We start from the raw sequence: 19,917 nt of genomic DNA on the forward strand, positions 1-19,917 counted from the left end.
TCATCATCTCCCGAATTTACTTAAAGGCTTCTCGCATAATGTTTCACTTTTTCTTTATCGATTTCCATACCAAATCCTGGGCCTGTAGGAATAATGACTTCAAAGTTTTCATATTGAATGTCATTCACTGTAATATTGTCTTTGAACAATAAAGGACCAAATATCTCCGTACCGAATTTCATTTCTGGAATAGTAGCGTATAATTGGGCGCAAATTGCTGTACCAAGGCTCGACTCAATCATCGTTCCACCATACAAGCCAATTCCCGCTGCTTCCGCAATTCCCGCAACTTTCTTCGTTTGCGTTAATCCACCTGCTTTACAAGGTTTCAATGCAATACAATTACCTGCGCGGTGCTTCGATATTTGGAACACATCTTGAATGCTATTTGCTGCTTCATCTGCCATAATGGGTACTTTAAATTTAGCAGTCAATCTGGACATACCTTCATAATTCCACGTTGGTAGTGGCTGTTCTACCATTGAAACACCGCCATCTTCTAAAGCTGCGATGCAATAATTCGCCGTATCTTCGTCCCATGCTTGATTGACATCGACAGTGATACGTGCTTCGTCTCCAATGGCTTGTTTAATTTGACGTACATGCTCCACATTTTTAAACGGATCGCCTTTTCCAATTTTTAATTTGAAAATATTATGGCGTTTTTGATGTAAAAATTCCTTCGCTTCTTCAATATCTTGTTCTGTATTCCCGCTAGCAAGTGTCCAAGCGATGGGCAATGAGGTATGAATTTGACCCCCGAATAATTCAAATGCGGGAATTCCTTTACTTCTTGCTGCCAAATCAATAATCGCTGCTTCTACAACAGTTTTAGCGAAGTTATTGCCTCGCACTTGTTGCGATACTTCATACATAATTTTGTCGAAGTGAATGGGATTCTTCCCAATCACTAATGGCGCAATATACGTGTCAATATTGGCTTTAATCGCTTCTGGCGTCGACTCCCCGTAAGAAGCCCCTCCGATTGTTGCCACTTCGGACCAGCCTTCACGTCCTTCTTCATCAGTAACACAGCCGACGACTATCGTTTGAGAAACAATCGTATGCATGGCCAATTGATGTGGTCGTATTGTCGGTAAATCTAGAATATAAACAGCAAAAGAACGTATTTTCATTGTGAACCAACTTTCTATATTTTACTCGATGAAATCGGCTTCTGTATTCTCTTTTAGGTCTTCAATTGTCACACCCGGCATGAGTTCTACCAGCTTTAATTGTTTATTGATGACTTCAAACACGGCCAGTTCAGTGAAAATCATATCGACACTTCTTGTCGAAGTAATAGGATAAGTACATTCTTTTACCAGTTTGCTACTACCATCTTTAGAAGTATGACTCATCGTCACAAATACCTTTTTCGCCCCAACCAATAAATCCATTGCGCCACCGACACCCATAATATTCTTTCCAGGGACAGCCCAGTTCGCAATAATCCCGGTTTGGTCGACTTGAAGTGCACCTAAAATCGCGACATCCACATGGCCACCACGAATCATCGCAAACGAATCAGAACTGTTAAAATAGGAAGCGCCTATCGCTTCTCCGACGGGTAACTTCCCAGCATTCACAAGATTCGGATCCACATCTTCCTCTGCAACATCCGTTACACCAAGCAAGCCGTTTTCTGTATGCAAATAAATATCTTCTGCTTCCATGTACTCTGCTACTAGCGTAGGGATTCCGATGCCTAAGTTGACAACACATGGCCCTTCTAGCTCCTGTGCTACTCGCTTTGCGATAAAATGTTGCATATCCGCTTTACTCATTTGTGTAGTCATTTACTAACCACTCCATCCTTCGTTAACACTTGTTGTGCTTTGATGATTACGTCGACGTAAAGAAAAGGCGTCACGATTTCTTCTGGGTTTAACTCGCCAAGTTCTACAATTTCATCCACTTCTACAATTACTTTTTTTGCAGCTGTTGCCATAAGTGGGTTAAAATTACGTGCTGTTTTATAATAAACTAGGTTCCCTAAAGTATCCGCTTTATGTGCGCGAATAAGTGCTACGTCCGCGCGGATAGCCTTTTCAAGAATATACTTCACGCCATCAATTTCGCGTTCTTCTTTTCCTTTTGCAAGATCAGTTCCAACGCCAGTCGTCGTATAATAACCACCAAGACCAGCTCCACCAGCACGTAAAGACTCTGCTAATGTACCTTGGGGGAGTAATTCCAGTTCAATCTCCCCTTTTTGGTATTTGTCACCCACATCTCGGTTACTTGTAAAATAAGAGCCGATTCCTTTTTTAATCTTGTCTTGATTCAACAAAATACCAAGCCCTTTGCCTGACTCACCAAGGTTATTACTCACAATCGTAAGATCTTTAACATCTTTTTCAGTCAAGCCATCTATTAATGAAAGAGGTGCTCCTATTAATCCGAAACCACCTACTAAAACGGTATCTCCACTTTCCACAACGGAAAGCGCATCCTGAATATTATCCATAATTTTCGACATCTATTCCACCCCTTATTGCTTCGCTAGTTTTAATGAATCACTAATTTCAAACCACGACGGAATACCAGCCGTTAAAATACAAATGTAGCCGACATCCGCCAAGTCTGCTTCGGAGGCGCCAACTTCTCGTGCTTTATCCATCCACACGACTGCCTCTTCGCCTCTCAACTGTGTAATATAATTACCAACCATATTCAAATGCTTCATACGTGTCGAAACATGTCCGTCACCAAGAAGTTTTTGTTCTATTTCCTTCGGGTCGTTTCTTTGAATAACGTTTAGAGAATCGAGTAAGAAACTAGTATCTTCATCACCTAGCCAAGTAACCATTGTTTGGAAAATCTCTTCAATCGTTTCAGGTTCTTTTGCTGGTTGCTCAACTGTACGTCCTTTTAAGTCGAGGGCATAAGAGAGGGCCTCGAGTGATACTTTCAATGCATCAGTACCTCCATATAGGTAAGAAACTAAAAAGTATTCAACTAATTCAGGGATTGTTGAACCAAAATCGATGGCGCCTTTCGTATGGTAACCCATAGAACGTGGATACAATCTTGCAGCATTCATACTAGCTAATAATACATCTTTCTCTTTACGTGATAGCGCGCCATCCTGCATGATTTCACCGCGTAAACCTGTGTAATGATCAAGTACTACCGGGCTATAATCATGCATTTTCTGAACCCATCCGGGCACTTCGTCGTATACTTGTTGAAAATAAGCCAATCCTTTACTCATCGATATACCTCCAGTTATTTCTCTAGTTTGTTGAGGAAGCCCTCTATAGGACCATTGATGTCTTCACGATTTTCAAATACCATCGTGTAATGATTACAATCGGATATAACCGTTTCAATATTTTTCGTGTATTGCTGAGTTTGTTCATAGTCTGTTAAATAAAACAGGGGCGGCATGGAACCGATATTACCTTCTGCATAAACGAGTAATACTGGACATTCAATCTGTGAACAAATCTCTTTTGGATCGAACGTATAAAAGCTATCAAAGTCAGCAACAATACGGGCTTCTTCTGATTTGTTCTCCCAGTGGTCGTCGACAGGTCCTACTTCGTATTCAACGGTACTTTGTAACACATCATTCCAAACAACGCCTAAGTTTGTGTAGATTTTTTGAATTTCCTCTACGTAATGTTCTTTCGACGTATACTCTCTACTTAGTCTGCCTAAAGAAGGTTGAACAATACCTCTTTGATGTTCAGATGCTTTCGCAGCTCCATCTAGTAAAACCACTGCTCTTGTAGATTTTAATTTACTTGCGACAATCGCTGCTATAAAAGCGCCCATGGAATAACCCATTAAAATCGGATTGTCGATTTTTAGCTCTTTGATCAAACCTAAAATATCTTCGGCATGCTTAAAGATTGATGGTTCTGTATCCATTTCATCACTATTTCCACGGCCCCGTAAATCCACTGCTATAAATCGATACGCGCCTTTAAACTTTTCTGCATAATAATGCATGTTTTTGTGCGTACCCGTTAACCCATGAATGGCAATAATCGTTCCTTTTTCTCCAGGGTAATCAGCTAATTGAATTTCTTTTCCATTAATGTTCACAGTGTAAAACTCCATCATCTAAACCTCTCCTTTTGTACGTAATGCGTACAAAGTTATGCATTGCGTACATATATGTTATTAATCATACCAGATTTATCGTAAAAGTCTAATAAAATAGCTGTCAAGATTTCCTTGACAGCTATTGAATTAGTAACTTATTCAGTTCGCATTACAAAGTTTAAAGCAGCTTCTTTGTGGTCGCCTTTATCAATCAGTTTTGTTGTAAGTGTTGAACGGACACCGCCGGCAACATCTGTTTCCAACCATTCGTCCCCTTCAAAGAACACTTGCGTGATCAATGTTTCAAATCCTTCGTGTTCGAATTTGATATGGATATGTGCCGGACGGTATGCATGGTAACCTGCAGCGAATGTAAATTCACCAGTTGGGCCATTCGTCGGAATTTGGTAAGGGATTGGAACAATTGCCTTGACCTCGAAGTCCCCATTGTCATCCGTGTAAAATTGCCCTCTCAAGTTAAAGTCTGGCGCAGTTGAATCATAGTTTGAATATAATCCATCTGCATCATCTTGCCACCACTCTACCTTTGTTCTTCCAATAGGTCCATTAACAGAACTGACATTTCCAGTAAATGTTAGTTTATCTCCCGGCTCATCATCTCTTTGTGGAATAACAACACTTGAACCTTCAAGCATTGGTGAGTCTTCTTCATAGTAAGGTCCTAATAGGGAAGGCTCAGTTCCTGGAGAATTCTTGTATTTAGCCTCTAACACATGCGTCTCTACGAAAACGTCTAGAAATAGTGGGATTTCTCCGCTTTTACCGAGGCGATCTGCCCATTTTACGAAATTCGTATATTCCTCATGATTAAATTGCTGCTCATCTAAAAAGTTTTTTAAATGTTTAACGAAACCTTCATATGCGCCTAATACTCGTGGATTTTTTTTAGATACTTCTGTCATTTTTATTTCCTCCTCAGGTTTTGTTAGTCTTTCTCATTACACCGATTATAATACGACTGATTTAAAATGGATATGTAAACGCCTTCATCTTGAGACAAAAAAACAATATCGCATTTTAGGACTTGCAGAACAGCCACTAAAGTTGTACGCTAGACGTACAGTGTTTCTTCATTCGTACAACTACATCATAACATAGGGGGTATTATGTTTGTCAACAGAAGAATTAGAGGTGTTCAAACAATCTGGTAACTACATTCAATCACTCGATAGAGGATTGCAGGTAATACAGGCTTTTTCACAGAACAACCAATCACTTACAATTAGTGACGTTTCAAAAATAACGGGACTCAGTAGACCTACAGCACGTAGAATTCTGCTTACTCTTGAGCATCTGGGTTTCGCGGAATCTAATAATAATGTGTTTTCCCTAACAGCGCGCACACTTTCGCTAGGTTATGCATATCTCTCCTCCAATAACATTTGGAGTATTGCGCATCCATTTATGAGAGACTTTGTAAATCTAACTGGCGAATCTTGCTCTGTTTCTATATTAGATGGAACCCATATTATTTACGTTGCCCGTGTGTCAACGAAAAGAATTATGTCTATAAACTTGGATGTTGGGTCTAGGTTACCGGCATATGCGACATCCATGGGCCATGTCCTTCTAGCGAACTTACCGAAAGACAAGTTGAATGAATATCTAGAGGAAATCGAATTGGATAAGTATACAAACAAAACGATAATTAATAAACAACAATTATTGGAGATATTAGAAGATGTTTATAAAAATGGTTGGGGTGGGGTCGACCAACAATTGGAAGAAGGACTACGCTCGATTGCTGTTCCAATACGAAACGCAAATGGAAAAGTAATCGCGGCCATAAATTGTTCTGCACATGCAGGACGAGTTACACAAGAAGTACAGCTAGAAAAATTTTTACCATTACTGCAAATAAGTGCTGAAAAAATCAGCGTTGCCATCAACGCAACAAATGGTTCATCCAACTTATAATGTGAGCTAAATTCGCATAAGCATACATGAAATCGATAATGTATTTCCGATTAAAAGCCATTATTTTAAATTACTAAATAAAGGACATATATACGCCAGTACACTTTTGCAATTGGACTATGTTCCCTATTAATAAAACACGCTACGCAACCAGATTTTCGGTTGTATAGCGTGTTTTATTTTTCATTTATATTATAAAAAAATTATTCTTCACAACAACATCCATATATACTGTGCTTCATCCATCGATCCCGGGAGTATCGAATCTCGTGTTGGGTACGGCAGCTTCGGTACATCCTCATCCATAAGTTTGATAACAAATGGATTCGCGTTGACTGCTTCAAGTAGTGTCTCAGATTCAATTACTTTTTCAGCTGAATCCCTTTCGACCATCCATTTCAGGAACAAATAAGGTGCATCATTCCCGGTTACCTCTTAGAAGCTTGAAGTTTGGAAATGGCTAAGTAGCAGAAGTGTTTCCATCATCATTCATACTCTCAGACAGCTCCGCAAATACAACGGAAAGTGCTTCCGCATGCTTTTTCATTGAACCGACGGAAACACCAAACATTTTTGCAATATCTGCCTGCGTATAAAATGCATCTCCTAGTGCTCCATGATCATAAGCGGTTTTAAAAACCGCCGCCGCAATAATTTCAGGCTTCCTAAAAACCACCTTCTCTTTTAACATGTATGTAATGGCAATTAGTTTGATAAATTCATGAAATTCATTCGGTACATTGTGACCTTTTAATTCGCTCACAAGAATGACCATTACTTTCTGCTGTTCTGGAAACATTTCGTTCTCCACTATATCATCCATGTTAGAAACTTCCCGGTCTATAATTGCTTTGTAAATATCGAGCATATGCATTTTAAAGAATTCGGAACTGTTATCGGCCTCGCTCGTTTCCGCCATTGATCCAATACTGTGCGCAAAACTTCCGTTCCTATCATAAAGAAACGTCATTCCGTCTAAGATTAGGATCCCATTTTCATGCATTCTATTATCTGGTAGCACAACTCCGAAAACAAGTAGATCCTTTTCAACTTTCATATCATTCATAAGCGCTATGCGATAAGTCTGATGCCCAAGTACTTCATCCACAAGGAAGTGGTCCTCTTGGGAGTCTATCACTTTTCCAAAAAGCACAAATGGATTTTCCCATGACTCAATCAGTAAACGTGTCACAGAACGGATCGGACTGTTTAGCACTTTAACCAAGTACCTATTCCACAAATCACGCCGGATCACGAACAGAAAATATTCAATAACCGATTGCTTGATTTTTCTAGGTTCCATCCTACCTCCAAGTTTGCTCATCCACTTTCTTTCATACCGTTCTAACTCCACATTATTCGCTCGGTCGTCCAGTTCGGTTGAAATGAAAGTGATTAATATCCGATTAAGCTCTTCTTCGATAAGATCCCCACTGGAAAGTTCATTTTTCAACGCACAACATTTTTTATATTTTTTCCCACTACCGCATAGGCAGGGATCGTTACGACCAACCATTTGGCACACACCCTTTTTATTCTATTGTATCAAAAATAAAAATTGAAATGTGTGAAAATATTATCTATTTGGTACTTTCTGCATTAAGTTAGCATTCTTGTTTGTTTTGTTTGTTTTAAAAACGTATTGCCATTAGTTACTAAACCATTTCCACCCCTATCGCACCACTACTTCAACAATAAAAAAACACCGAAAACCTATCGACATCTAGTCGAATGGGTTTCCGGCGTTTTTTGTTTATTGTCGATCGACAAGTCCGCTATGCAGGATCCATCTGTTCTTCATCTTATACCCACCCTTTCCTCGAAGTCCTCGTGTATGGATTATAACTCCTATTATATCAACACACAGCTTAGAAAGTTAATATTTATTTGATTATTCAGTCAATCAATTAATAACAGATTTTCATCCGATAGTCATGTTACTATTTTATGAGCCCGAATCAGATTTCACCTATGCGACTGAAATTAGTTTTTCGGATTAGTATTCATGCTTGTATTAATATATACTTGCTGACCCCGAAATAAAAAATGACCGCACCTCTTTGTATAGAGGAACGGTCCTGTGTCTCATTATATAAGCGGTTATATCAGAGCTTATTTAAATGGTATTTTCATTGCTTCAGCCATCAGTTTTGGGAAATCTGTATTTTCGATTAGTCCTGCAAATTTATGGGCTTGTGGGCCGTAAGCGTAAACAGGGATATCTGTGCCAGTATGTCCAGTGTGCGACCAACCAACTAGTGCATGCTTGGAAATGATTGAGTTAATCTGGAATGCTGGATTGCTTGCTTGTTTGATTTGTTTAATTTCAGTTTCTGATAATGTCATGCCCGTATATTCCAATACGATTTCTTTAATATTACTTTTTTCTTCATTTAATTGTGATGCCATGAAATCGCCTGTTGCTGTCACATCTTTAAGGATTTCCAAATTGACATCTGATCCTCCGTAACCGCCGACAGACATACCACCAGTGTCATGGTCACCTGCGATGACGACTAATGTTTTCTTATCTTTTTTCGCAAAATCCAGTGCAGCTTCTACTGCATTTTCAAACGCTTCAGTGTCTTTCATCGCCCATGCTGCATCATTATCATGACCAGCCCAATCGATTTGACTACCTTCAACCATTAAAAAGAAACCATCTTTATCATTACTTAAAACGTCGATAGCTGCTGATGTCATTTCTTGCAAGCTTGGCTCATCAGTCGTCTCACGGTCCAATTCGGGGGATAAACTATCCTCCGCAAAAAGACCGATTAATTTATTCGTTTTCTTTACATTCGTTAAGGATTGCTTCTCGGACACAATTTTATAACCATCTTGTTTTGCTTTATTTAATAAATCATCACTAAAATACTTTTTACCCCCGCCTAGAATAACATCAACATCACTTTGAAGGAGTTGTGGTGCAATGTCTTTTTCATTGGCGCGTGTTTTAACATGTGAACCAAACACTGCAGGTGTGGCATGAGTAATCGTTGAAGTTGCGACCAATCCCGAAGATTTCCCGCTCTTTTCAGCAGCTTGTAAAATCGTTTCGAGTTTATTGCCAGCCGGATCCATGCTAATTACCCCATTGTTCGTTTTCGCTCCGGTTGCCATTGCAGTTCCAGCCGCGGCAGAATCTGTCACTGCCGAGTTTGCGGAATATGTCCTGTGCATACCAACGAGATGTGGATCCATTACCGATTCTTCCCCTTTATACAATCGATAATTTGTCGCATACGAACTGGAGTATCCATCTGGAATCATAAAAATGATGTTCTCTACTTTTTTATTCGATTCTGGAATTTTTGCTTCAGCGGGTTGCAGTGATGTGATTCCCGCAAAACTTCCTACAGTAAAACTCCCAGCAATCGCAATGATCATCATCTTTTTCTTCAACGTTTTCTTCAATTAAACTCCTCCTTCGAAGTATCTTACAGTTTAACTTTATCTCTGGTTTGTTAACGTGGTATTAAGCTAGTGTGTCTATAGTGTTAATCTTCAATGGATTTAACTTGCTAAATTTTAGGAGTAGTCTTTGATAATAGCAAAAACAAAAAAATCAGCCTTCACACCTGGCTGACCCTTTTAGCCTATTGAAATTGCTATTTTACTTTTATCACTGTAATCTAAAATATCTCCTGGCTGACATTCTATGGCCTTACAAATCTTCTCCAATGCCGATAATCGAATTGCTTATGCCTTTCTATTTTTCAATATAGAAATATTCGCCATAATATACTCCCCAAACCGTTAAATCATTTTCTAATTTAAGAACTATGGCATCTCTTAATCGCTTTTGAAAAACAGTAGCAAAGACCGCAATCGTCATAGAAACAAAAATGACGACCAATCCGATTAAGATGCCATACAAAATACTGATTGTGATTGCACAGTATTTTATAGCCTTTAAAGCCTTTATAGATAGTTCCAAAAACGTTTCGTTTTTGTCGATATAGCTTAACAGTTTTAAAGTCTTATACAAAGCATAGAATAATGGGATCATTGCTGCATACATTCCGATTAATATAGGGTATTGCAAATTAGAATAAATACTCAAAAAAAAAGACATTCACAATTTTGTCTGATCCTCATTCTATTATTATACATTTTAGTGAATTACCCTGAGTAGTGGTACACACGGGTTCCTAAAATTTAGAAATAATAAAAATTACCAAAAAACCGCAAAACCTCTTATCCGCCTTATTATTTCTCCGGATATTCCCGGTCAAACTTCAGGTTCCTGGTTATAATAAAATACATTATCGAGTTAGAACTAGGCACCTTAGTGCTCATTCAACACTTGGGGTACATAACACTTATAATTACACAAAAATTGTTATGTAAACTAATATTAATCGTTACTTAGATAACGGTCAAAGAGTTCCTCCTCGTATTTTCGACGCATCAATGAGTTGAGGATACTCATAAACCTTGAGCAATATTAACAATTCTTCGAGTAACGAACTGAACTTCAACGGTATTTTTAATTGAATCAATTTCATAATGTGTACATTAAAAAATCATTAAGAAACAGAATTTGAAATGACTTCTTAAATAAACGAATGAAATTTCCGTTTACGCTGTTGTGTATAGTTGAAGCTGGATGAGTCGATCAACTGCAAGTTTAGTGGCATTGTATGCAATATGAACGAAGTCGAAATGAACATTGGCTTTCTTGTCGTATAATAGAAATAGAGCATTTCTCAAGTCTGTAAATGTGTGTGCGGTAACTCTCATTATACAGAACTTGGAGATATGCTCTATTTTATTGTCATTTTACAATTAGAGCCGTAAGGGCTCGTAGTTATGAAATTGATTCAATTGTATTGCAAATTATTTCCCCAAGTAGGAAGAACTTTATTTAACTGTTTGTCTTCACGGTATCCTAGTACGTACTCAGCCTGCATCACTGTATGAATTTCACGTGTTCCTTCGTAAATGACTGGCGCTTTGGAGTTACGTAAATAACGCTCTACTGGATACTCATCCGAATAACCATTTGCTCCGTGGATTTGAACCGCATCATCTGCTGCTTTATTGGCAAAATCACATGCCTGCCACTTCGCAAGTGAGGTTTCTCTCGTATTTCGTTTTCCAGCATTTTTTAGTTCACCTGCACGATAAACAAGCAAACTACTCATTTGAAATCCTGCTTCCATTTTCGCAATCATTTGTTGGACAAGTTGGTGTCTACCAATTTCCTTGCCGAAGGTTTCGCGCGAATGGCAGTAATCTGTACTGGCTTCAATGCATGCCATAATTTGTCCTACAGCTCCTGCTGCCACAGTGAAGCGTCCATTATCGAGGGCCGCCATCGCAATTTTGAACCCTTCCCCTTCCTTACCAAGCAAGTTTTCTTTTGGTACTCTTACATTTTCGAAGAATAGCTCACCTGTATTTCCAGCACGAATTCCAAGTTTTCCTTTCGTTGCCATTGAAGAAAACCCTTCCCATGTGCGTTCTACAATAAATGCTGAAATACCTTTATGTTTTTCTGATTTATCACCTGTATAAGCGAAAACTAAGAAGTTGTCTGCAAGGTCACAAAGGGAAATCCATGTTTTTTGACCATTTAAAATGTAGTAATCCCCATCTTTTTTAGCGGTAGTTTGAAGTGCAGCTACATCGGATCCAGCAGCGGGTTCAGTTAGACCAAATGCACCAATTTTCTCACCTTTTGCTTGAGGTACTAAATACTTCTGCTTCTGTTCCTCTGTTCCCCACTGTAACAACGTCAGACTATTTAAACCGATATGAACGGAAACAGCTGTACGGAAAGCTGTGTCACCACGCTCGAGTTCTTCACAAACGATGGCCAATGAGTTATAGTCCATTCCGCTTCCACCATACTCTTCTGGAACACAAACACCCATTAACCCAAGTTCTGAAAGCTTTGTATATACAGCAGGATCCGATTTCCCCGCACGATCCCAGTCCCCAATATGAGGCATGATTTCATTGTCTACAAATCCTCTTACTGTTTTACGTAGCATGTTCTGTTCTTCTGAAAATGAAAAATTCATTATATAATCTCCCCTTTTAAGTAGTTGGTTGTTTCTTACCTAATCGATTCAGTATTTCCTCATTATGTTCCCCCGGATTCGGTGGGTGATATTTCACTTGAACTGGCGTCCGTGATAATTTAAGAGGACTACCAATCATTCTAATTTGCCCTGCTGTTGGATGATTTTGCGTAATAAACATATTCCGTGATTGTAGTTGTTTGTCATTGACCACCTCATCTAGACTTTGGATGGGTCCGCTTGGAATATTATTGTTACTACATTGTTCCTGCCAATACATTGTTTCTTTCGTTAAAAAGACTTCTTGTAATAAAGGAACTAATTCATCTCTATTTTCCACACGGCTGGGGTTAGTCTTAAAACGTATGTTTTCCGCATATTCAGGTTTTCCTAGTACAACACACAATTCCTTAAATTGATTGTCGTTCCCAACTGCGATAACCATTTCGCCGTTTAACGTTTGAAAAGTCTGATATGGGACAATATTAGCATGTACATTTCCAAGGGCTGTAGGGACTTTTTTAGCCATTAAATAGTTACTTCCGATATTCACCAATGCACTGACTGCAGAATCGTATAGTGAAATATCTAATTTTTGACCCCGACCCGACTGTACTCTTTCAAGTAAAGCCGCTTGAATTCCGATGCATGCGTACAACCCCGTTAGAACGTCTACAATTGCTACGCCTGATTTTTGTGGCCCTGATTCTTTCGTACCTGTAATGCTCATTAATCCACTCATTGCTTGAATAATAAAATCATACCCCGGCATATTCCGTTCTGGGCCCGTTTCACCAAAACCCGTAATCGAACAGTATACAATGCGAGGATTGAGTTGAGTCAATGCATCATAACCTAATCCAAACCGATCCATCGTTCCAGTTTTGAAATTATTGATAATAACATCAGTCTCTCGAACGAGCTTATTGATAATTTCAACGCCTTCTTCAGACTTTAAATCTACCGTAATAGCTTTTTTATTGCGATTAGCACTCAAATAATAAGAACTTACATCATTTTTAAATGGAGGGCCCCAATTACGGGTTTCATCACTCCCACCAGGCGCTTCGACCTTTACGACTTCAGCACCTAAGTCTCCCAAAATCATCGTACAATATGGACCCGCAAGAACACGCGATAAATCGAGCACCTTAATACCGTCTAATGCTCCAGCCACCTTCGCAGTCATCCCTTTCCACTAAATAATTACTCTTCCTCAAGGACCTAACCATTAGTTTGAAGAAGGTGACTTGTCCGTTTCATTTTCTAATTGTGTTATTCCGTCCGAATTATTTTATATGTCCCTGTACCTTTTGAGATGATTTCTCCACTCTCACTTCTGATAATACCATCTACAAAAGCGGTCTTGTAACCTCTCGAAATGATTGATGCTTCCGCATAAACAGTCCCCTTTTTAACTGGCGCAGTGAAATGAACAGTTGAACTAATTGGAACACACCTTGCTTGCGTAACTGAACGAAGATGTATTTTCTGGATGAAATCCAACATAGAGGCATATACGCCGCCATGAAGGGTCCCTTTTGTATTTAAAAGATAGTTTTGCACATTTAATTTGATTTTCGTATCCTCTATTTCAATAGAGAGTATTTCTATTCCAAGATGCTGAAGATAAGGACATTCTTCAAATTCCTTTATTATTTCCCCAATCGTCATCAACATCTTTTCCCCCCTTCACATTATAGTCTCAACGAACTCTATTACTTCGACATAAATTCCGGAGAACGTTTTTCTAAAAAGGCGCTTGTTCCTTCGGTTTTATCTTCGGTTGAAAAAAGTACGGCTTGTGCAAGCTTTTCAATCATAAGACCCGCCTTCATATCCGTATCAAAGCCTGCATGAATCGCCATTTTTGCAAGTTTTACGGCTAGTGGACCTTGCGAAAGTATTTGAGCGGCTGTTTTTTCCACTGTTTCTTTTAACTGATCTCGCGGTACGGTTTCAGAAACGAGTCCTATTTTTTCCGCTTCTTCAGCTGTAATAATTCTACCGGTTAGAATTAGGTCAATTGCTTTTCCTTTACCAATTAACCGCGCCATTCGCTGGGTTCCGCCCGCACTCGGAATAATACCAAGATTCAGCTCAGGAAGACCAAACTTCGCATTTTCAGAAGCGATTCGAATATCGCACGCCATGGCCAGCTCACATCCGCCGCCAAGCGCAAAACCGTTAATCATCGCAATCGTCGGTTTGTCATACGCTTCGATATAATCGTATACTTCTTGCATTCCACCGGGTGTGAATACATCTAAAGGACCACGGTTTTTCAGCTGACTGATGTCCGCCCCTGCCGCAAATGATTTGTCTCCTTGACCCGTGAAAATAATACAATTCGTTTCTTTGTCATTTTTTAATCTCTCTAGTGCATCTTTCATTTCTCCAAGTGTTTCTTTACTTAACGTATTGCGCTGCTCAGGCAAATTTATAATAATGTAGGCGAGCTGATTTGATTTTTCCACTAAAATATTTTGATAGCTGTTCATTCCTTCACCCCGCTCTTATTTTTTCACTAACAATGCAATTGAATGGTTATGCGCGATTCTATCTTTTCCCTACGCCCACTGTCTTACGTCTCACAATTTCCTCTTCCACTAGCACACGTTTCAGTATTTTCCCTACCGTGGATTTCGGAAGCTGATCTTTGAATTCAACTGCACGAGGGATTTTGTATTTAGCTAGTTGTCCAGTGCACCATTCTATGATTTCCTGCTCAGTTACTTTGGCACCCTTTTTCTTCACAATTGTAGCTTTAACCCATTCCCCACTATATGAATCCGGGACACCAAAGACACAAACTTCCGCAATTCCCGGATGCCGATAAATCACCTCTTCCACTTCAACTGGATAAATATTAAAACCACTGGCAATAATCATTTCTTTCTTTCTACCGACAATAAAGAAATATCCATCTTCATCCATCGTGGCAATATCTCCGGTGAACAGCCAGCCATCGCGTAGTGCCAGGGAAGTTTCTTCTGGTTTTCGCCAGTATCCCTGCATTATTTGTGGACCTTTTACAATTAATTCACCCGATTGACCCGAAGGCATTTCTGTTGTCCCAGTTTCTATATCAACAATTTTGGAATCGGTATTAGGATACGGCAAACCAATACTGCCTACTTTTCTTTTTCCGATAACAGGATTTCGATGCGTCGTAGGTGACGTTTCTGACATGCCGAATCCTTCTGAAATAGAGACATCGAATTTCACTCTAAATTGATTGATAACTTCTACCGGAAGTGGCGCTGAACCGCAGCTACAGTATTTAAAGCAGCTTAAATCGTCCACTGTTAGGCCGGGATGATTTAATAAGGAAATATACATAGTGGGCACGCCTGGAAAAATGGTCGGTCGATGTTTACGTATCAGATCTACAACCTTGTCTATTTCAAACTTTTCTATCGTAATGTACGTTGAAGCAGTATAAATAGCACTATTCATACGTGCCATCCCAAACACATGAAATAACGGCGACAATCCAAGCAGACGTTCACCAGCTTCTTGAAGTTGTAAAGCATCTGCAGTATAAGTTTTATCCTGATAGACGTTGGAGGTTACGTTGAAATGCGTCAGCATAACCCCTTTGGACCTTCCCATAGTTCCTCCTGTATATTGAAGGAGCGCTAGATCTTTTTCAGGATTAATGTCCAGGTCAGGAAGTCCGTTCGTTCCTTTCTCTATCCAATCGTATAGACCGCCTTCTTGCTGCTTATCCCTGTCGGCTAAAATAATGATGAGCTGATTACTCATTCCGATTTCCTCTAACTTCTTCTGTTGTTTACGATGACCAATAAACCAGGTTGCTTCAGAATCCCGTAAAATATAATCCAATTCAGATGTCTGGTACATTGGATTTACTTGAACCACTATACCGCCTAAGCGATGGATTGCATAAAAGGAAATGATATATTCTACGCAGTTTGGAAGCATTAAGGCGATTCGATCACCTTTTCTAAACCCGTTGTGGTATAAAGAAGCCGCAAAACGGTCAGAAGCATTCTTCAATTCGAAATAAGTGAGTTCTTGATCGCCATCTATCACTGCTTTTTGATTAGAATGGCGTTCAGCAGAACGATCTAATAGGTCATATAATGAAAGTGACGGAATCTCGGTTTCATAAGGAATATTTTTCGGATAAAACGTTTTCCAAGGTTTATTCATTTTTCGACCCCCAAATCAGTCTTTTTCCAGCGGATAGGACGACGGTACTTAAGCATTTATTACATTGGAGATTCGCCCCAATTTGTCTGCAGTTTGTTTTGCTTCGGACACCATGTCCGTTATCAATTTTTTAACGGTTGGAATACCTTGAATCCGTCCCACTGATTGCCCACAAGAAAAAATCCCGGCATCAATGTCTCCTTCCTCATATACTTGCACAACTCTGCGTCCCGAAATCAACGGTAAAAGTTCCTCAAGTTCTGCTCCTCTGCTTTCTGCTTCCAAAACTTGCAGGGCTACTTCATTTCGTGCAACACGCGAGGTAGAACCAATTGTTTTCTGAATTAATGAAGTATCCTGCTCGGTTGCCTGAACCATCCACTGTTTAACGTTGTCATGCACCTGGGCTTCTTGAGTAGCCAAAAATCGTGTGCCCATCATTACACCTTCTGCCCCAAGAGCTAGCATCGCGGTCATTCCCCGTCCATCAGCAATACCTCCGCCAGCTAACACGGGAATCTTGACTGCATCAACCGTCTGCGGGACAAGAACAACATTTCCCACATCTTCCATACCTGGATGGCCACCTGCCTCAAACCCAATTACAGTGACAGCATCACATCCAACCCGTTCTGCTGTCTTGGCATATTTAACTCCTGCGACCTTGTGAATGACGATTACACCGTTATCTTTTAACACTTTCATATATACTTCTGGGCTCCGGCCTGAAGTCTCTACGATCCGAATACCTTCTTCGATCAATACGTCAATATACGCTTCATTCGGCATTTTCCTGACACTTGGAAACAGATTGATGTTAACTGCAATTGGTTTTGCTGTTAACTTTCTTGCACGTCGTATTTCTTTCCGTAAATCCTCTGCCGTCTCGAAAGTGGCAGACGTAATAATTCCAAGCCCCCCTGCCTCTGAGACAGCAGCTGCTAATGGAGCACGACCAACCCTGAACAATCCCCCACAAATTATTGGATACTCAATTTTCAGTAAATCAGTTATACGTGTTCTCAATTTCTGCTTCCCCTTCTTTCTTGGCAAGTTTAATAATAAAGCGAAATTCACTTTGCAACATCTGTATCATTTTACTTGCGGCCGAAACGAATCCGATTCCCATACTATTCGGGTCCGCTCCATTGGCCTCATAGATGTACTTAATTTTTATACGGAAGTTGAACTAGCTTCTAATCCATCATTTTCTACTATCCCTTTGTGTTGTTCATCGCCACTATTCTTGGACAGAACTGGTTTAACAAAAATTGCAAAGAGTATTCCAAAAACCAGGACGAGACCTGCCATAAATAATATGGATAAATTATAGCCCGCGATTTTATTAGCTCCCGCTAATGCGACAAGATAACCCGTGAGGAGCGGTGCTACGATACCCGCTAAGTTGCCTGATGATGTCAAAATGCTCGTCATCAGCCCACCCCTTTCAGGTAATTCATTAATCATGATGGTAGGGCCAATCGGCAATATCGCGTACGTGAGCCCTTTTGCCAGACTCATCGCAATAACAACCCAAATCGGATTCTGAAAGACAACAATGGATGCCATAAATATCGCACCAGTGATCATCGCTCCAGCAACTAGATATACCCTGGATAGACGCCAGTTTTGACTCTTCTTATATAAGTAATCAGACAGCATCGACACACCGATATAAATAACCATGGAACTAACTCCAATTATCGCAACACCATATCCCATTTGAACCGCAGACATTTGTACGACTTCCACCAAATAAATTGGCAACCAAATCGCAATCCATACGACAAGAAAGTAAGTAGAGAAATAGGCAAGTGTTGTAAATAAAGAAGTTGGAGAAGCAAGGACCAACAGAAAGTCTTTCAATTTAATTTTCTCTAGTTTAGCCTTCTTTTTATTCTGCTTCTCTTTATACACTGCAACTGGATTTTCTTTTGTGAAGAGTTGGAAAAGAATAAACCATACGATACTTGCGACACCAAGGCAGGCAAATGCAACTTTCCAGCCTAATGTGGCGATTAAAGCTACAAGAAGCGGGGCAACAACCATTGCTCCGACTGTACCGCCGGATACGACAACAGAATTTGCAAATCCTCTCTGCTTTGGCGGAAACCATTTATTCGCATGGCTGTATGCAATCGGGCTGAATGGTGCTTCGAATACACCAAGTAATACCCTGTAAAGAATGAGGATTGGCAACGCAGTAATTGCCAGAACACCAAACTGCAAAACAGCCCATGTCAGCATGAGGACGCCAAGTACTTTCTTTGCTCCATGCCTGTCCGCCAATGCAGCACCAAAAATGCCGGTAACAGGATACAGCCAGTAGTAGCTGCTACCAACTAACCCCCATGCAGCGTAAGATAAGTTAAAATCTTTCATAATTGCTACAGCTGCAAGTCCAACAATTGACTTGTCTGCAAAGTTAATAACCATCCCCAAAAATAGTAGAACAAGAACAAACCAACGCATAGAAATCCCCCTTTTCTTTCCCTTATTTTTTCACTAGTGTTTTTGGTAGTTATTCATCTCTTCGCTTCACGCTCATTTTTGAAGCAGTAAAGCAATTCCCTGTCCTCCGCCTATACAAGCAGTCACAATCGACCGTTTCGCACCACTTCTCTTCATTTCATACACAGCTTTTGCAACGAGCATACCGCCTGTAGCTGCAATTGGGTGACCGTGCGCAATTGCTCCGCCATTTACATTTAGTTTTTCATGTGGAATCTTTAATTCTAGATTGCAAGCGAGTACCTGAACGGCAAATGCTTCATTTAATTCAACAAAATCAATATCTTCCATAGTTAAGTTATTCCGCTCTAACAACTTACGAACAGCTGGAACTGGACCAATCCCCATGATGTTAGGATCTACTCCTGAAACCTGAGAATCAACGACATATGCCATAACTTCTAGTCCACGTTTTTCCGCTTCTTCAGCGGACATAACGACAACTGCCGATGCACCGTCATTTACACCTGAAGAGTTTCCAGCAGTGACTGAGCCTCTTTCTTTAAATGCGGGACGAAGCTTCATCAGTTTTTCTTTCGTCGTTCCTAAACGTGGATGCTCATCGCAGTCGAATAAGACCGTTTCTTTGCCCACTTTTACTTTAATCGGGACAATTTGTTCATCATAAAACCCTTCTTCCATCGCCTTCGCCATTCGTCTTTGGCTTTCCGCCGCATATAGATCCTGTTCTTCACGTGAAATCCCATACTTTTCAGCTAAGTTCTCCGCTGTAATCCCCATTGGAGGATCGCCAATCTTTGCTGGAGAAAGTTGTCTTTTTACAAATCCAGGAGGCTGGCGGTCGTACGGACGCGATGACGGAGCTAGCAAATGAGGAGAACGCGACATACTTTCCACACCGCCTGCCAAAAAGATCGTCCCTCTTCCTGCTCGTATCAAATCCGCCGCAAGTGCTACGCTGTTAATCGATGAACCGCACTGGCGATCAATTGTTAGTCCCGGCACTGTAACAGGAAATTCCGCCTCTAGCAGAGTCATCCGTGCAGCATTTCCTCCACCGCTTAAGCAGTTTCCTAAAATGACATCATCAATTTCTTCTGTATTAAGCTGAGCCCTTTTAACTGCTTCTTTCATCACCTCGGCCCCATATTCATAGTATGGTATTGTCGCAAGTGCCCCGCCTTGTTTGGCGATTGCTGTTCTTACAGCTGATACAATAACCGGTTCTGCCATCATCGCA

The 19,917-nt window shown here is 40.2% G+C and carries 19 protein-coding genes and 1 pseudogene; 1 reads left to right on the forward strand and 19 read right to left on the reverse strand.

What is annotated here, in order from left to right; translation table 11 throughout:
• Positions 1-20: 20 nt before the first annotated feature.
• From AC1TO4_RS05855 to AC1TO4_RS05880, 6 genes are all read right to left on the reverse strand, one after another.
• On the reverse strand, positions 21-1,136 hold the full coding sequence (locus tag AC1TO4_RS05855) for a muconate cycloisomerase family protein (RefSeq protein WP_482104550.1): 1,116 nt from the start codon (positions 1,134-1,136) through the stop codon (positions 21-23).
• Positions 1,137-1,157: 21 nt separating this feature from the next.
• Positions 1,158-1,799 (reverse strand): 3-oxoacid CoA-transferase subunit B, encoded by a 642-nt coding sequence (locus tag AC1TO4_RS05860; protein WP_482102004.1) that lies wholly within the window; start codon positions 1,797-1,799, stop codon positions 1,158-1,160.
• Positions 1,796-2,482: a CoA transferase subunit A gene (locus AC1TO4_RS05865; protein ID WP_482102005.1), complete on the reverse strand. Its 687-nt coding sequence runs from the start codon at positions 2,480-2,482 to the stop codon at positions 1,796-1,798. Before AC1TO4_RS05865 ends, AC1TO4_RS05860 begins: the two co-directional genes overlap by 4 nt.
• A 12-nt stretch (positions 2,483-2,494) precedes the next feature.
• On the reverse strand, positions 2,495-3,217 hold the full coding sequence (locus AC1TO4_RS05870; RefSeq protein WP_482104551.1) for a carboxymuconolactone decarboxylase family protein: 723 nt from the start codon (positions 3,215-3,217) through the stop codon (positions 2,495-2,497).
• A gap of 14 nt (positions 3,218-3,231) precedes the next feature.
• Positions 3,232-4,074 (reverse strand): alpha/beta fold hydrolase, encoded by an 843-nt coding sequence (locus AC1TO4_RS05875; protein ID WP_482104552.1) that lies wholly within the window; start codon positions 4,072-4,074, stop codon positions 3,232-3,234.
• A 137-nt stretch (positions 4,075-4,211) separates the two neighbouring features.
• Positions 4,212-4,979 carry a dioxygenase family protein gene (locus AC1TO4_RS05880; protein ID WP_482104553.1) on the reverse strand — a complete coding sequence of 256 codons (768 nt, stop codon included), beginning with the start codon at positions 4,977-4,979 and terminating at the stop codon, positions 4,212-4,214.
• Positions 4,980-5,187: 208 nt separating this feature from the next.
• Here AC1TO4_RS05880 and AC1TO4_RS05885 point away from each other — a divergent pair, with 208 nt between their 5' ends.
• Complete coding sequence (locus AC1TO4_RS05885) at positions 5,188-5,994, forward strand: IclR family transcriptional regulator domain-containing protein (RefSeq protein WP_482104554.1); 807 nt, start codon at positions 5,188-5,190, stop codon at positions 5,992-5,994.
• A gap of 210 nt (positions 5,995-6,204) precedes the next feature.
• Here AC1TO4_RS05885 and AC1TO4_RS05890 read toward each other — a convergent pair whose 3' ends face one another.
• The 13 genes and pseudogenes from AC1TO4_RS05890 to AC1TO4_RS05950 form a co-directional block, all read right to left on the reverse strand.
• A complete protein-coding gene (locus tag AC1TO4_RS05890) occupies positions 6,205-6,402 on the reverse strand; it encodes a hypothetical protein (protein WP_482102010.1) in 198 nt (65 codons plus the stop codon).
• A 52-nt stretch (positions 6,403-6,454) separates the two neighbouring features.
• The gene (locus AC1TO4_RS05895; protein WP_482104555.1) at positions 6,455-7,510 is read right to left on the reverse strand and encodes an SEC-C metal-binding domain-containing protein; all 1,056 of its coding nucleotides are present in this window, start codon (positions 7,508-7,510) and stop codon (positions 6,455-6,457) included.
• Between the two features lie 596 nt (positions 7,511-8,106).
• Positions 8,107-9,411, reverse strand: coding sequence for an alkaline phosphatase (locus AC1TO4_RS05900; RefSeq protein WP_482104556.1), 1,305 nt, complete (start codon positions 9,409-9,411; stop codon positions 8,107-8,109).
• A 177-nt stretch (positions 9,412-9,588) separates the two neighbouring features.
• Complete coding sequence (locus AC1TO4_RS05905; RefSeq protein ID WP_482104655.1) at positions 9,589-9,693, reverse strand: helix-turn-helix domain-containing protein; 105 nt, start codon at positions 9,691-9,693, stop codon at positions 9,589-9,591.
• Positions 9,694-9,706: 13 nt separating this feature from the next.
• A pseudogene (locus AC1TO4_RS05910) lies at positions 9,707-10,051 on the reverse strand (DUF2975 domain-containing protein); the annotation flags it as partial.
• 769 nt (positions 10,052-10,820) lie between these two features.
• On the reverse strand, positions 10,821-12,026 hold the full coding sequence (locus AC1TO4_RS05915; protein WP_482104557.1) for an acyl-CoA dehydrogenase family protein: 1,206 nt from the start codon (positions 12,024-12,026) through the stop codon (positions 10,821-10,823).
• Between the two features lie 16 nt (positions 12,027-12,042).
• Positions 12,043-13,203, reverse strand: coding sequence for a CaiB/BaiF CoA transferase family protein (locus AC1TO4_RS05920; RefSeq protein WP_482104558.1), 1,161 nt, complete (start codon positions 13,201-13,203; stop codon positions 12,043-12,045).
• A gap of 98 nt (positions 13,204-13,301) precedes the next feature.
• Positions 13,302-13,706 carry a PaaI family thioesterase gene (locus tag AC1TO4_RS05925; RefSeq protein WP_482104559.1) on the reverse strand — a complete coding sequence of 135 codons (405 nt, stop codon included), beginning with the start codon at positions 13,704-13,706 and terminating at the stop codon, positions 13,302-13,304.
• A gap of 38 nt (positions 13,707-13,744) precedes the next feature.
• On the reverse strand, positions 13,745-14,527 hold the full coding sequence (locus AC1TO4_RS05930) for an enoyl-CoA hydratase/isomerase family protein (RefSeq protein WP_482104560.1): 783 nt from the start codon (positions 14,525-14,527) through the stop codon (positions 13,745-13,747).
• Positions 14,528-14,585: 58 nt separating this feature from the next.
• Positions 14,586-16,205: a long-chain-fatty-acid--CoA ligase gene (locus AC1TO4_RS05935; RefSeq protein WP_482104561.1), complete on the reverse strand. Its 1,620-nt coding sequence runs from the start codon at positions 16,203-16,205 to the stop codon at positions 14,586-14,588.
• 48 nt (positions 16,206-16,253) lie between these two features.
• Complete coding sequence (locus AC1TO4_RS05940) at positions 16,254-17,231, reverse strand: NAD(P)H-dependent flavin oxidoreductase (RefSeq protein WP_482104562.1); 978 nt, start codon at positions 17,229-17,231, stop codon at positions 16,254-16,256.
• 147 nt (positions 17,232-17,378) lie between these two features.
• Positions 17,379-18,677: an MFS transporter gene (locus tag AC1TO4_RS05945; RefSeq protein ID WP_482104563.1), complete on the reverse strand. Its 1,299-nt coding sequence runs from the start codon at positions 18,675-18,677 to the stop codon at positions 17,379-17,381.
• Positions 18,678-18,749: 72 nt separating this feature from the next.
• Positions 18,750-19,913, reverse strand: a complete 1,164-nt coding sequence (locus AC1TO4_RS05950; protein WP_482104656.1) for a thiolase family protein — start codon at positions 19,911-19,913, stop codon at positions 18,750-18,752.
• Positions 19,914-19,917: the final 4 nt, after the last annotated feature.

It is taken from the genome of Sporosarcina sp. Y838, from assembly GCF_056786515.1.